The sequence below is a fragment of the Duganella sp. 3397 genome, from assembly GCF_031456625.1.
GTDB classification, from domain to species: domain Bacteria; phylum Pseudomonadota; class Gammaproteobacteria; order Burkholderiales; family Burkholderiaceae_D; genus Rugamonas; species Rugamonas phyllosphaerae.
The window spans coordinates 775,504-788,675 of sequence record NZ_JAVDVB010000005.1; the positions used below are offsets into that span (position 1 = coordinate 775,504).

Genomic DNA, 13,172 nt, shown 5'->3' on the forward strand with positions numbered 1-13,172 from the left:
AATCTAATCTGGCGATTTGTGTAATGATTGCGATCAGACAGCGGTACGGAAAATCCGCTGCGGTTTTTGTGATCGTCATACAGAGGAGCTGCCGTGGGCATTGAAGTCAATTTTGAGGGGAAAATCGCGCTGGTGACCGGCGCCTCGAGCGGCCTGGGGGCACGCTTCGCAAAGGTGCTGGCGCAGGCCGGCGCCCAGGTGGTGCTGGCCTCGCGCCCGACCGATCGCCTCAAGGAGTTGCGCGCCGAAATCGAGGCTGATGGCGGCGCCGCCCACGTGGTGAGCCTGGACGTGACTGATTACGCCAGCATCAAGTCGGCCATTGCCCATGCCGAGACCGAGGCCGGCCCGATCGATATCCTGGTCAACAATTCCGGCGTGTCCACCACCCAGCGGCTGGTCGACGTGACACCGGAAGACTACTCGTACGTGATGGACACCAACCTGCGCGGCGCATTTTTTGTCGCGCAGGAAACCGCCAAGCGGATGATTGCCCGCGCCAAGGGTGACCCCAAGAAACAACATCGCATCATCAACATCGCGTCGGTGGCAGGCTTGCAGGTGTTGCCGCAAATCGGCGTCTATTGCATCAGCAAGGCCGGCGTGATTCATATGACCAAGGCAATGGCGGTGGAGTGGGGTAAATACGGCATCAACACCAACGCCATCTGCCCCGGCTATATCGCCACCGAAATCAATGAAGACTATTTCGCCACCGAGCAGGGCAAGAAGCTGATCGAGATGTTGCCGCACAAGCGCCCGGGCAAGCCGGAAGATCTCGACGGCCTGTTGCTGCTGCTGGCCGGCGAAGACTCGCACTTCATCAACGGCGCCGTGATCTCGGCCGATGGCGGCATGGGCGGCATCTGAATTGTGAAAGTTTGCCATGAAGTAATTCACCAGTTATCATGGCTGCTGCATCTTCCACTCAAGCGAGACTTTCATGGCCACTCCTTCGCAGTTTGACAACGACACCTTTGAACTGGCCAGGGACCACCTGAACGCGTTCATTACCAAGACGGCCGAGCGCCTGGCTGAGGGCGGCGGCAAAATGCTCGAGGTTGGACCGCAGGACCGCTCTATGGTGCGCGACCGCTTTGCCAACTTCGCCATCGATACCTTCGATATCGTCGACAAGTACCGGCCCACCTTCGTTGGCGACATCACCAAGCACAACGACTTCATTGCCGACAACACCTACGACTGCGTGGCGTGCCTCGAAGTTCTCGAGCACACGCTCAATCCATTCGAGGCGGTCAAGGAGTTGCGCCGTATCCTCAAGGATGGCGGCCATTTGCTGGTGTCGGCGCCACTGAACTGGCGCATCCACGGCCCGATTCCCGATTGCTGGCGCTTTACCGAACATGGCTGGACCGCGCTGCTGCGTGACTTCGATATCGTCGAGATCGACATCCTGGAAACCCCGGGCCGCGAACTGTTCCCCATCAAGTACAACGTTCTGGCCAGGTGCAACAAGCAGAAAAACCTGCGCGACGACGAACTGGCGTTCCGTTACATCTGACCGGCAAGCCCACCATGGACAATGTACTGGAAGCGGTAATCCGCGCGGTCGAACGCGCGTCCGGCCCTGTCTTCGATGCGGACGTGTACCGCGAGGCCGGGTTTTTCGTGTTGCGTGGCGCCATTCCGGCCGAGGTGGTCGAGCGCTGGCAGCTTGCCTGGCAAGCGTTTTACGACAGCGAACTGGCGCAAGGGCGCAACGTCAACCAGGCCAACCCGGTGGCGCTGACCGAGCAGTTGCCGCCGGCGCTGGCGACCATGTACCAGGAACCGGTGTTTGCCGCCACGGCCAGCCATATCTTCGGCCCGCACGTGGCGTTGTACAACCATCGCTTCGTGATCAAGGATGCGCACAGCCGCAACAAGGTATTCCTGCACCAGGACAGCTGCTACCACCTGGGCAACCTGAACAAGTGCAGCATGTTCGTGCCGCTCAGCATAGCTAACCGTGACAATGGCGGCATGACGTTTCATGCGGGCTCGCACAAGCTGGGATTCTTGGGCGATGCAGGCGAAATCAACCCCGACAGCTTCGATGTGCGCTGGCCGAAGGTCACGCCGGAAGTGCATCCGGGCGACTTCATTATCATGAACAGCGCCTTGTGGCACGAGTCGGGACCGAACCTCAATGGCGTGGACCGCATCATGGCCGACATGATCTTGCAGCCGGCCGATGATCCGACCGGAAAAGAATTACTGGCGGGCCAGTGGCAGACCGGAATTTTTTATTCTCCGGCCAATTACATCCGCTATTTTTCCAGTTCGCGGGTTTTAAAAATCATCAAGTACGAAAAAGAGCTGCAAGCCCTGCGTCAATCCTAGCGGCTGTCAGTCGGCGCCGGCTGCGCGATGCAGGGACACGCCTGCGAGCTTGTGAACCAGCTCCGAAGAAGTTGCCGCCGCAAACTTGCGCATTAACTTGGCGCGATGCATTTCGACGGTGCGCGGGCTGAGGTCGATCTGGCGGGCGATGGTTTTGCTGGTTTTGCCTTCCACCAGCAGCGCGGCGATTTCGCGCTCGCGCGGGGTGAGGTCCGCGGTGACCGGGCGTTTTTCGCTGACGTCCTCGAAGGTCCAGATGCCGGCGCCCAGCGGTTCTTCGCCGTGCATCGGATTGCCGGTGACGTGGCACCAGAACAGTTCGCCATTGGCGCGGCGCATGATGCGCTCGTCCGAGTAGCGGCCGCGGGCGTTCATGATGGGGATGATGCGGTCGCCCGTGCGCAGGAATTCGTCCATGGTCGGGTACAGGGCCAGGAACGACAGGCCTTGCAACTGGGCGCGCGTGTAGCCGAACATGGCGGCCAGGGTGTCGTTGGCATTTTGAATCACGCGGTGTTCCGAAATGCACATGCCGACCGGCGCCTGCAGGAAAATGGTTTCGTAGTCGATGACGGTAGATGGATTCATGGCTTGATCGAGACGCTTAATCACGGTGTCCTTAACTGCAATCAATTGGCGGTAGTTCTACGGTATTGTGCTTTTATTTAGGCTATTCTATGCTCAGACTCTTCACAGCGAAAAAAGTTTAGTGTGGAGTCAACGATTTAACGAATTAAGATAACAAGGGACAATATGAATAAAATCTACCCCGATGCCGCCAGTGCGCTGGACGGTGTCGTGCAAGACGGTCAAACCATTGCCGTGGGCGGTTTCGGCCTGTGCGGCATCCCCGAAGCCCTGATCGGCGCGCTGCGCGATTCCGGCGTCACGGGCCTGACCGCCATTTCCAACAACGCCGGCGTGGACGGCTTCGGCCTCGGCCAGTTGCTGGAAACCCGTCAGATCAAGAAAATGATTGCCTCCTATGTGGGTGAAAACAAGGAGTTTGCGCGCCAGTACCTGGCCGGCGAACTGGAACTCGAATTTACGCCGCAAGGCACGCTGGCCGAAAAACTGCGCGCCGGCGGCGCCGGCATCCCGGCCTTCTTCACCAAGACCGGCGTGGGCACCATCGTCGCGGACGGCAAGGAAATCCGCGAATTCGACGGCGAACAGTACGTGATGGAACGCAGCCTGGTGGCCGACGTGGCGCTGGTCAAGGCCTGGAAGGCCGACAAGGCCGGCAACCTGGTGTTCCGCAAAACCGCGCGCAACTTCAACCCGAACGCCGCCATGGCCGGCAAGATCACCATCGTCGAGGTCGAGCAGCTGGTCGAAATCGGCGAGATTGATCCGGACGCCGTTCACCTGCCCAGCATCTTCGTGCACCGCATCGTGGTCAACGCCATGCCGGAAAAACGCATCGAGCAACGCACGGTCCGCGCCAATCCGGCGACCAACTAATAACGGAGAAAAACATGGCATGGACTCGTGATGAAATGGCCGCCCGCGCGGCCAAGGAACTGCAAGACGGATACTACGTCAACCTCGGCATCGGTTTGCCCACGCTGGTGGCCAACTATGTACCGCAAGGCATGGAAGTATTCCTGCAATCGGAAAACGGCTTGCTCGGTATCGGCCCGTTCCCCACCGACGATGAGGTCGATGCCGACCTGATCAACGCCGGCAAGCAGACCGTGACCGCGCTGCCCGGTGCAGCGTATTTCAGCTCGGCCGACTCGTTCGGCATGATCCGCGGCGGCAAGATCAACCTGGCCATCCTCGGTGCGATGCAGGTGTCCGAGCGCGGCGACCTGGCCAACTGGATGATCCCCGGCAAAATGGTCAAAGGCATGGGCGGCGCCATGGACCTGGTGGCCGGCGTCAAGCGCGTGGTGGTTTTGATGGAACACGTTGCCACCGCCAAGGATGGCACCACGTCGCACAAGCTGCTGAAAAAATGCGACCTGCCGTTGACCGGCGTGGGCGTGGTCGATTTGATCGTGACCGACCTCGGCGTGATGGAAGTGGGCGACACCGGCCTCAAGGTACTCGAGCTGGCGCCCGGCGTCACCAGGGACCAGATCGTTGCCGCTACCGGTGTGGAACTGGACCTGACCGCGTTGTAAGGCCAACCTGACGCCATCGAAGCCGCGACGCCATTGGCCTCGCGGCTTTTTTCGTGCCGGGACTCGCCGCTTTACTGCCGTGGCATCACCGTCTTCAGGTCGGCCATGCTGCGGTAACGGCGCTGTTCGATTCCGGATAAAAAAAATCCCCGCACAGCGCTGTGCGGGGATCTTTGGCGACACTACCGGTGATCAGTGTGCTGCGACAGGTGCAACCGCTGGTGGCAGGTCGGTCTTGACCAGGGTCGAACCCGGATTGTTGAGCTCGGCATGCATGGTTTCCATGTTCAGCTCTTTTTCCCATTTCGACACCACGACTGCTGCGACGCCGTTGCCGACGAAGTTGGTCAGGGCGCGGCATTCGCTCATGAAGCGGTCGATACCGAGGATCAGCGCCATGCCTGCAACCGGAATCGTCGGTACCACGGCCAGGGTGGCGGCCAGGGTGATGAAGCCGGCGCCGGTAATGCCGGAAGCGCCTTTCGAGGTCAGCATGGCAACGCCGAGGATGGTCAGCTCTTGCCACAGGGTGAGCTCGGTGTTGGTTGCCTGGGCAACGAACAGGGCGGCCATGGTCATGTAGATGTTGGTGCCGTCCAGGTTGAACGAGTAGCCGGTTGGTACCACCAGGCCGACGACCGGCTTGGAGCAGCCCAGGCGTTCGAGCTTGGTCATCAGTGAAGGCAGTGCGCTTTCCGACGAGCTGGTGCCCAGTACGATCAGCAGTTCTTCCTTGATGTACTTGATGAACTTGAAGATCGAGAAGCCGGTGTAGCGGGCGATCAGGCCCAGCACCACGAACACGAACAGGCCGCAAGTCAGGTAGAACGAGCCCATCAGTTTAGCCAGCGGGATCAGCGACGCCAGGCCGTATTTACCGATGGTGAACGCCATTGCGCCGAATGCGCCGATCGGAGCGACCTTCATGATGATGTTGACCACGCCGAAGATCACGTGCGACAGCTCGTCGATCAGCTTGGTGATCGGACGGCCACGCTCGCCCAGCAGCGACAGCGAGAAGCCGAACAGGATGGCGATCAGCAGCACTTGCAGGATGTCACCCTTGGCGAACGCATCGACGAAAGTCTTCGGGATGATGTTCATGATGAAGTCGGTGGTGGTCAAGCCTTCGGCGTGCGTGTATTGCGCGATCGATTTGGCGTCCAGGTGGGCTGGATCGGCATTGAAGCCGGCGCCCGGTTTCAGCACGTTGGCAACGACCAGGCCGATGGCCAGGGCGAAGGTGGAGACCACTTCGAAGTACAGCAGCGCCTTGCCGCCGACGCGACCGATTTTTTTCACGTCCTGCATGCCGGCGATACCGGACACCACAGTACAGAAAATCACGGGGGCGATGATCATCTTGATCAGTTTGATGAAGCCATCGCCGAGCGGCTTCATGGCAACAGCGTCTTTGGGCAGGAATATGCCGAGCAGGATGCCGCACGCAATGGCGAACAGCACCTGCACGTACAGTACCTTATAGAATGGTTTTTTCACGGGGTCTCCTCGCGTTCAGTTGAGGAGGTCATCATCCGTGAAAATAACAGTTATCACTATTGTGGAAAACCGCAGGTGTTGCAGTTCCATCCGTTTTAGTGATAACCCGGTGTGCTCTGGCTTATGAGAGGGGCGTGCAGCTTATTGGGCGACCCAGCCGCCATCCATATTCCACGCCGCACCGCGCACCTGGCGCGCCGCGTCGCTGGCCAGGAACACCGCCAGCGCGCCCAGTTCTTCCGGCGTGACGAATTCGCCCGATGGTTGTTTATCCGATAGCAATGCCTTTTTGGCCTCGTCGTTGTTGATGCCATCCTTGGCGGCGCGGTCATCGACCTGCTTTTGCACCAGCGGCGTCAACACGAAGCCGGGGCAGATGGCGTTGACGGTGATGCCGGTGGTGGCGGTCTCGAGGGCGCCAACCTTGGTCAGGCCCAGCAGGCCGTGCTTGGCTGCCACGTACGCAGCCTTGCCGGCCGACGCCACCAGGCCATGGGTCGATGCGAGGTTGATGATGCGGCCCCAGTTTTTCTTGCGCATGCCAGGCAGCGCCAGGCGCGAAGTATGGAAGGCCGAGCTCAGGTTGATGGCGATGATGGCGTCCCATTTCTCGATCGGGAAGTCTTCGATATTGGCGACGAACTGGATGCCGGCGTTGTTGACCAGGATGTCGACACCACCGAGCTTGTCGTCGGCGAACTTGATCATCGCTTCGATCTCGGCCGGTTTCGACATGTCGGCGTTGTGATAGACGACCTGTACGCCGAATTCTTTGGCCAGGTCCGCCTGCAGCGTATCGATGGCGCCGGCGTCGCCGAAGCCGTTGAGAACCACGTTGGCGCCTTCGGCAGCGAAGCTGCGGGCGATGCCCAGGCCGATGCCCGATGTGGAGCCTGTTACCAATGCTGTCTTGCCGCTTAAATTGCCGCTTGAACTCTTGTTAGTCATGGTGTCCTCTGGAGGGTTGGAGATAGAAGGCGTGCTGCGCTACACTGCGTTAGGATTTAAGCACATCGCCCGGTAAAATGTCATTAGAACCAACTTAAAAAATGATCAAGGAAGCCGCATGACCGACGCCACATCGAACTTTGTCACCTGCGTGTCACCCGCCGGCCTGCACCGGATGGCGTACAAGGAGTGGGGCGACCGCCACAATCCACGCGTGCTCATCTGCGTGCACGGCGTCACGCGCGTGGGCGACGACTTCGACCACCTGGCGCGCGCGCTGTCTGGCGACTACCGCGTGATCTGTCCCGACGTGGTCGGTCGTGGCCGCTCGGGCCGCTTGCTGAATCCGCAGTTCTACCGCATTCCCCAGTATGTCAGCGATATGGTCACGCTGCTCGCGCGTGTGACCAATGGCAGAGACGCTGAAACCGTGGACTGGTTCGGCACCTCGATGGGCGGCCTGATCGGCCTGGGCCTGGCCTCGCTGCCGGGCAACCCGATCGGCAAGCTGGTGCTCAACGATATCGGCCCGGTGCTCGAGCCCGCCGCGCTGCAGCGCATCGGCGACTACATCGGCCAGGACCTGCGCTTCAATTCTTTTGACGAAGGTGCGCAGTTCATCCGCGACGTCTCGGCCTCGTTCGGCCCGCATAACGAGCAGGAGTGGCACAAGCTGGCCACCGACGTGCTGCGCCAGGACGCCGACGGCAAGTGGGTGCGCCATTACGACATGGGGCTGGCCTTGCCGTTCCGCTCCGTCACGCCCGAGTCGGCCAAGGCTGACGAGGCCATGTTGTGGGCTGCCTACGATGCCGTGCAATGCCCGACCTTGCTGGTACGCGGCGCCAACTCCGACCTGCTCACGCGCGCCACCGCGCAGGCAATGACGCAGCGCGGACCCAAGGCCACGCTGGTGGAGATTGCCGACGTGGGCCATGCGCCCACCTTCATCCACGACGACCAGATTGCGATTGCCCGGAAGTTTTTGCTGGGCTAATAAAAAACTAAGTAAATAATCCGATAATAATAACTTTTAGGAAACCACCATGGAAATTACACGATTGCACGTGGGCGCCCGCCTGTCTGAAGCCGCCATCCACAACAACACCGTTTATCTGGCTGGCCAGGTGCCCGACGACACCACCCTCGACATTGCCGGCCAGACCCGCGAAGTGCTGGCCCATATCGACCGCCTGCTGGCCGAGTGCGGCAGCGACAAGACCTGCATCCTCAGCTGCCAGATCTACCTGGCCGACCTGGCCGACTTCGACGGCATGAACCAGGAGTACGACGCCTGGGTACCGGGCGCCCATACCCCGCCGCGCGCCACCGTGCAAGCGAAGCTGGCCAATCCCGATTGGCGCATCGAAATCGTCGTCGTCGCCGCCCAGCGTTAGGAGCATCATGGTTTCAACCACCGCGCTGGCTGGCACCACGTCCGCCACCACAGATCCTTTGTTGTCGGGCCTGTCACTCGACGACAGTAGCCGCATGCAGGCCGCGCTCGACTTTGCCGGCGTGGCTTACGCCGACCGCGTGACCACCAGCGGCCAGCCGGCCATCGAGTTTGCCACCGGCGTGGCCGCCACGCTGGCCTATATGCGCAGCGACGTGGAAACCCGCATCGCCGGGCTGGTGTTCGAACTGACCTTGCTCGACCCGGCCCAGGCGCCGCTGATCGAGCCGCGTTTCGGCACCGAAGTGGGCGACCTGGTTGCTGGCGTGCGCCAGCTGATACGCCTGCGCGAACTGACGCAAAGCCAGGCCCCGGCCCCATCTGCCAGCGGCGGTCCGGCGCGCGGACGCAACGCTGCCCAGCAGGCGGTGGCGCAAGTGGAAACGCTGCGCAAGATGCTGCTGGCCATGGCCTCCGACATGCGCGTGGTGCTGGTGCGGCTGGCCTCGTGCGTGACCACCTTGCGCTATTTTGCCGACATCAAGTTGTTCAACGACATGACCTGCGCGTACGGCCGCGAGACGCTGGACCTGTATGCGCCGCTGGCCAACCGGCTCGGGATCTGGCAACTGAAGTGGGAATTGGAAGACCTGTCGTTCCGCTTCATCGAGCCCGACACCTACAAGCGCATCGCCAAGATGCTCGAAGAAAAGCGCATGATGCGCGAAGGCTTTGTCACCAACGCGATTGCCCGCCTGCAGTCGGAAATGGCGGCAGCCGGCATCGAGGCCGAAGTGTTCGGCCGGCCCAAGCACATCTACTCGATCTGGAGCAAGATGAAGGGCAAGGAGCTCGACTTTACTGATCTCTACGATGTGCGCGCCTTCCGCGTGATCGTGGCCGATGTGAAGACCTGCTACACGGTGCTGGGCGTGGTCCACAATATCTGGACCCCGATCCCGAAAGAGTTCGACGACTATATTTCGCGGCCGAAGCCGAATGGCTACCAGTCGCTGCACACGGTGGTGACGGCAGAAGACGGCCGGCCGCTGGAGGTGCAGATCCGTACCCAGGAAATGCACAGCTTTGCCGAGTACGGCGTGGCTGCGCACTGGCGTTATAAGGAAGGCGGCGCCAACTCGGTCGGCCAGAAGTACGAGGAAAAGATCGCCTGGTTGCGCCAGCTGCTGGCGTGGAAAACCGACGTGGCCGAATCGGTGGTGGGCGAGGAAGACCAGCAGCGCGAATGGGTGGAAAAGCTCAAGTCGGCCGCGCTGGACGACCGCATCTTCGTGCTCACGCCGCAGGCGCGCGTGATCGAACTGCCGGTGGGCGCCACCCCGATCGATTTTGCCTACTACCTGCACAGCGACGTGGGCCACCGCTGCCGGGGGGCGCGCGTCGACGGCATCATGGTGCCGCTCAATACGCAACTGAAGAACGGCCAGACCTGCGAGGTGATCACCGCCAAGGGCGCACCGGGCACGGCCGGGCCGTCGCGCGACTGGCTCAGCGACGAGTACACGGTAGCCACGCGCACGCGCTCGAAAATCCGCGCCTGGTTCCACGCCATCGACATGCAGGAAACCCTGTCGCACGGCCGCTCGATGGTGGAAAAAACCTTGCAGCGCGAAGGCAAGACGGCGGTCAACCTGGAAGCCCTGGCCAACAAGCTGGGCTTTGCCAAGGTCGATGATTTATTCCTGTCGGTGGGCAAGGACGAATTCAGCCTGCGCCAGATCGAACACGCGCTCAACGACAGCGGCGAGCCGGCCGAGCCGGTGGACGAAGTTTTCCTGGGCAAGAGCCGGGCCTCGAGCACGGAGCAGGGCGCCAAGTCGGGCGTGCTGGTGGTGGGTACCGAGGGCCTGATGACGCAACTGGCCAAGTGCTGCAAGCCGGCGCCGCCGGACGGTATCGTCGGCTTTGTCACGCGCGGCAAGGGTGTTTCGATTCACCGCGCCACCTGCAAGAATTTCGCCGAGATGCGCACCAAGGCGCCGGAACGGGTGATCGTCACCGAGTGGGGCCGCGCCGTCACGGACACAGTCTACCCGGTGGACATCTTCGTGCTGGCCAACGACCGCCAGGGCTTGTTGCGCGATATTTCGGAAGTATTTTCGCGCGAGAAAATCAACGTCATCGGCGTCAACACGCAAAGTACCAAGGGCTTCGCACGCATGACCTTCACCGCCGAAATCGGCGCCACGGCCCAACTGCAAAAAGCGCTGAACGCCATCGGCGAAGTGGCCGGCGTCCAGGAAGCTCGCCGCAGCTGATGTGCCACTTCGGGGTCAGTGCCGACAATTGGACACGAACTCGGCACTAAATGCTTGAGCCCGTGTCCGATAGTCGGCACTGACCCTAATGCAGCTGCTGACCCAAATGCAGCTGACACTAATGCCGTTAAGTTAAGCTCCGCGTACCCGTCATACCGCATCGGCGGACCGCTGCAAGGGTGGGTATCCAAGTTCCGTGAAATTCGTCGAATTGCCGACGAAATTGGATCCCTGCCTGCGCGGGGACGAAGTTTTCAGACTAACAAAATCAAGACTTTCCCGTTAACTTAACTGCATTAGGCACTGACCCCGAAGATTATTGTCGGGGTACGCTGGTGGTGACGCAGTTGTTGCTTGGCCCCCAGGCGGTGTCGCGGCTGACGCAGGCTGTGAGTTTATTGTGCGCGCTGCCGTTGTCGACCACGGTGATTACCGTGCCGCCGCCTGCCCAGCCGCATAGTTCTCCGTGCGGTATGTCTGTGCACTGGCCGTCGAGTACGGTGCGCTGCCAGGGCTGGTCGGACGGTGGCGATGGCTTGGCGAGCGGCGCTGGCAGGTGGTGCAACAGGGCGGACAGTTGGGCATGGTTGCGCACCATCGTCAAGCGGTAGCCATCCTCGCGCAGCAGCCGCAGCAAACCTGGTCCGGCCTCCGAGTCAGGCAGGTGGGCGGCGCCCAGGACCATGAACGGCAAGCGCTGGCCAGCCGTCATCTGCGGCAGGCGCGCGATCCACTGGCGGTTGCGGGCCGCCAGCAGGTAACGTTCGATGTCGAGCTGGTTCTTGTCAGCGGTGGGCGAGTCCGATATGGCTGCCCGGGATGCACCATGGTTCGAGTCCACCGCCAGCGCGATACGCTGCACCCATTGCCTGTAGTTGGCGTCCATCCGGGCAGCATTTACCTCCAGTTCACGGCGCTCCAACACCTCGGGATTTTCCCGTTTGCCCAATTGATCGAGCGGCGGCGCATGGCCGGCCTGGCGCAGCAGTTGTTGCAATGTCGCCCGCGCCAGCGCGGTGCGCTGCGCCGGCGCCAGTGAGCAATAGGCGTGGAAGCTGGTGGCCGGTGTATCGACCGAGGCATACGAACGAGGGTCGTCAATCATCAGGCGGTTGGCGTAGTTGACGGTTATTCTGGCAGGCAGCACCTGCGTTGGCTGCGGCTGCGGCTGCGGCTGCGACGATGCTGCATCTCGCCCTGCCGGGTTCAGGAAGGCGTCTTCCAGCACGAGGTAGAACCGCTCGAAGCGGCTGAAGTCGGTCATTGGGGTCGATGGAGGAAACACGCCCCAGTACGAGGCCGGCAGCCGTTTGGGCAACGCCGCGTTGAGCGCGGGATCCACCTGGGTTTCGTCGGGCTGCTCGTCGGGGCAGGCCTGGTAGCGCAGGCTGGGCACGGTTTGGAGCGTAGACGAGCGTTCGCTCAGCATCAGGCTGGAGGCGACGAAAGCAGGTTCGATCACGGTCTTGAAATAGCGGTCGTACTGGGAGCGCAGGCCCGCATGGGTTTCCGGTAGCAGGAAGATCAGCTGGCCGTTGCGCTCGGCGGCGACCAGGCGCGCCGGCAGGGCACCGTCGTGCGGCAAGCGGGCAGCTCCCGCACTGGACATCACGCATAAGGCAATCGAAATCGAAAGAATCCGCACAACACCCCTCCAGGGATATGAATGTGGTTTCATCTTACCGATAAACGTTGATGCTTATGTATCGAATTGTATTGATGCCTTGGAAATGTTCATATCAGGTCCCGCGCCCGCGCCGCGATCGATTGCGCCAGCAAATGCACGTGGTAGCCGTCGACAAAACCATGGTGTGCCTGCACCGAAAACGGCACCATCATCATGCCGTCGGCCTGGGCATCGCCAAAACGGCCCCAGGCCAGCGAGGGAATATCGTAGTCGGCGTGGCGGTAAATCGGGTGCTCGACCGAGGTGAGCTTGAACCACGGCATGCAGGTGATGTGGACGTTCTGCTTTTGCTCGAGCGGCGTCATCAACGGTCCCATGTTGGCCAGTTCGGTGCGTGCTTCGGCGATCTTTTTCGCCGCCAGGCTGCGCGCGATAAAGGTCGGCAAATCGTCGCTCATCTCGAACTTGGTGATGTTGAGATCGTTGTTATGGTTGATCACCGTGTAGGACGCGGCAAAGTCGTCGAGCTTGATCACTTCGCCATCGAGCACCCGGTACATGAAGTTGTCGATGTTCTTGACGGCATTGAGCACGCAAAACAGGAAGAAGTGGAACGGCGGCAGGCCGTTGGCCTTGCAGTACGGCCGGAAGTCCGGCATCGGCAGCTCGAAGCTGAGGTTCACGAGAGGTTTTTCAAAAGACGCAAACAGTTCATAGCGGTCGCGACGTTTTTCGAAGTTGTGCATGGTGCTTTGTCTAATTGTTGACCAAGCGTCGGGGTCAGTGCCGACATTCGGACATTGTTGAACTTAATGAGATTGTTGTGGTCACGTTTTAAGGCTGGGAACGTGTCCGAATGTCGGCACTGACCCTAATGCCGCTAAGTTAAGCTTTCTTAGTTAGTCGTTTCTCTGGATATCGCTGCGCCACCGCTTTAACGACCCGGTCGA

General features: G+C 60.9%; 13 protein-coding genes. 8 read left to right on the plus strand and 5 right to left on the minus strand.

Annotation, left to right across the window (positions count from 1 at the left end; translation table 11 throughout):
- Positions 1 to 93 precede the first annotated feature (93 nt).
- From J2X54_RS19760 to J2X54_RS19770, 3 genes are all read left to right on the plus strand, one after another.
- Complete coding sequence (locus J2X54_RS19760; protein WP_070246269.1) at positions 94 to 870, plus strand: SDR family oxidoreductase; 777 nt, start codon at positions 94 to 96, stop codon at positions 868 to 870.
- A 73-nt stretch (positions 871 to 943) separates the two neighbouring features.
- Positions 944 to 1,522, plus strand: a complete 579-nt coding sequence (locus J2X54_RS19765) for a methyltransferase domain-containing protein (protein WP_310182863.1) — start codon at positions 944 to 946, stop codon at positions 1,520 to 1,522.
- Between the two features lie 14 nt (positions 1,523 to 1,536).
- Entirely contained in the window at positions 1,537 to 2,343 is an 807-nt protein-coding gene (locus J2X54_RS19770; RefSeq protein WP_310182866.1) for a phytanoyl-CoA dioxygenase family protein, read from the plus strand.
- Between the two features lie 6 nt (positions 2,344 to 2,349).
- Here the strand turns inward: J2X54_RS19770 and J2X54_RS19775 are convergent, their stop codons facing one another.
- The gene (locus J2X54_RS19775; protein WP_070246263.1) at positions 2,350 to 2,931 is read right to left on the minus strand and encodes a LuxR C-terminal-related transcriptional regulator; all 582 of its coding nucleotides are present in this window, start codon (positions 2,929 to 2,931) and stop codon (positions 2,350 to 2,352) included.
- 165 nt (positions 2,932 to 3,096) lie between these two features.
- On the opposite strand from J2X54_RS19775, the gene J2X54_RS19780 reads away from it, so the two are divergent.
- The gene (locus J2X54_RS19780; RefSeq protein ID WP_310182870.1) at positions 3,097 to 3,807 is read left to right on the plus strand and encodes a CoA transferase subunit A; all 711 of its coding nucleotides are present in this window, start codon (positions 3,097 to 3,099) and stop codon (positions 3,805 to 3,807) included.
- Between the two features lie 14 nt (positions 3,808 to 3,821).
- Entirely contained in the window at positions 3,822 to 4,472 is a 651-nt protein-coding gene (locus J2X54_RS19785; RefSeq protein ID WP_310182872.1) for a CoA transferase subunit B, read from the plus strand.
- A 192-nt stretch (positions 4,473 to 4,664) separates the two neighbouring features.
- Here the strand turns inward: J2X54_RS19785 and J2X54_RS19790 are convergent, their stop codons facing one another.
- Positions 4,665 to 5,972: a dicarboxylate/amino acid:cation symporter gene (locus J2X54_RS19790; protein ID WP_070246255.1), complete on the minus strand. Its 1,308-nt coding sequence runs from the start codon at positions 5,970 to 5,972 to the stop codon at positions 4,665 to 4,667.
- Positions 5,973 to 6,113: 141 nt separating this feature from the next.
- Complete coding sequence (locus tag J2X54_RS19795) at positions 6,114 to 6,920, minus strand: 3-hydroxybutyrate dehydrogenase (protein WP_310182875.1); 807 nt, start codon at positions 6,918 to 6,920, stop codon at positions 6,114 to 6,116.
- Between the two features lie 118 nt (positions 6,921 to 7,038).
- On the opposite strand from J2X54_RS19795, the gene J2X54_RS19800 reads away from it, so the two are divergent.
- The 3 genes from J2X54_RS19800 to J2X54_RS19810 are packed head-to-tail and all read left to right on the plus strand — an operon-like array spanning position 7,039 to position 10,595.
- Positions 7,039 to 7,917 (plus strand): alpha/beta hydrolase, encoded by an 879-nt coding sequence (locus tag J2X54_RS19800; protein ID WP_310182878.1) that lies wholly within the window; start codon positions 7,039 to 7,041, stop codon positions 7,915 to 7,917.
- A 49-nt stretch (positions 7,918 to 7,966) separates the two neighbouring features.
- Positions 7,967 to 8,317 carry a RidA family protein gene (locus J2X54_RS19805; RefSeq protein WP_070246249.1) on the plus strand — a complete coding sequence of 117 codons (351 nt, stop codon included), beginning with the start codon at positions 7,967 to 7,969 and terminating at the stop codon, positions 8,315 to 8,317.
- A 7-nt stretch (positions 8,318 to 8,324) separates the two neighbouring features.
- Positions 8,325 to 10,595: a bifunctional (p)ppGpp synthetase/guanosine-3',5'-bis(diphosphate) 3'-pyrophosphohydrolase gene (locus tag J2X54_RS19810; RefSeq protein ID WP_310182882.1), complete on the plus strand. Its 2,271-nt coding sequence runs from the start codon at positions 8,325 to 8,327 to the stop codon at positions 10,593 to 10,595.
- 316 nt (positions 10,596 to 10,911) lie between these two features.
- Here the strand turns inward: J2X54_RS19810 and J2X54_RS19815 are convergent, their stop codons facing one another.
- Complete coding sequence (locus J2X54_RS19815) at positions 10,912 to 12,180, minus strand: TraB/GumN family protein (protein ID WP_310182883.1); 1,269 nt, start codon at positions 12,178 to 12,180, stop codon at positions 10,912 to 10,914.
- A 149-nt stretch (positions 12,181 to 12,329) separates the two neighbouring features.
- On the minus strand, positions 12,330 to 12,968 hold the full coding sequence (locus J2X54_RS19820) for a CatA-like O-acetyltransferase (RefSeq protein ID WP_310182885.1): 639 nt from the start codon (positions 12,966 to 12,968) through the stop codon (positions 12,330 to 12,332).
- Between the last annotated feature and the right edge of the window lie 204 nt (positions 12,969 to 13,172).

Bases quoted from the DNA above. Each gene is read 5' to 3' on its own strand.
- J2X54_RS19810 (WP_310182882.1), top strand. From the start codon at position 8,325: ATGGTTTCAACCACCGCGCTGGCTGGCACCACGTCCGCCACCACAGAT.
- J2X54_RS19770 (WP_310182866.1), top strand. From the start codon at position 1,537: ATGGACAATGTACTGGAAGCGGTAATCCGCGCGGTCGAACGCGCGTCC.
- J2X54_RS19765 (WP_310182863.1), top strand. From the start codon at position 944: ATGGCCACTCCTTCGCAGTTTGACAACGACACCTTTGAACTGGCCAGG.
- J2X54_RS19800 (WP_310182878.1), top strand. From the start codon at position 7,039: ATGACCGACGCCACATCGAACTTTGTCACCTGCGTGTCACCCGCCGGC.
- J2X54_RS19780 (WP_310182870.1), top strand. From the start codon at position 3,097: ATGAATAAAATCTACCCCGATGCCGCCAGTGCGCTGGACGGTGTCGTG.
- J2X54_RS19820 (WP_310182885.1), bottom strand. From the start codon at position 12,968: ATGCACAACTTCGAAAAACGTCGCGACCGCTATGAACTGTTTGCGTCT.
- J2X54_RS19785 (WP_310182872.1), top strand. From the start codon at position 3,822: ATGGCATGGACTCGTGATGAAATGGCCGCCCGCGCGGCCAAGGAACTG.
- J2X54_RS19805 (WP_070246249.1), top strand. From the start codon at position 7,967: ATGGAAATTACACGATTGCACGTGGGCGCCCGCCTGTCTGAAGCCGCC.
- J2X54_RS19795 (WP_310182875.1), bottom strand. From the start codon at position 6,920: ATGACTAACAAGAGTTCAAGCGGCAATTTAAGCGGCAAGACAGCATTG.
- J2X54_RS19775 (WP_070246263.1), bottom strand. From the start codon at position 2,931: ATGAATCCATCTACCGTCATCGACTACGAAACCATTTTCCTGCAGGCG.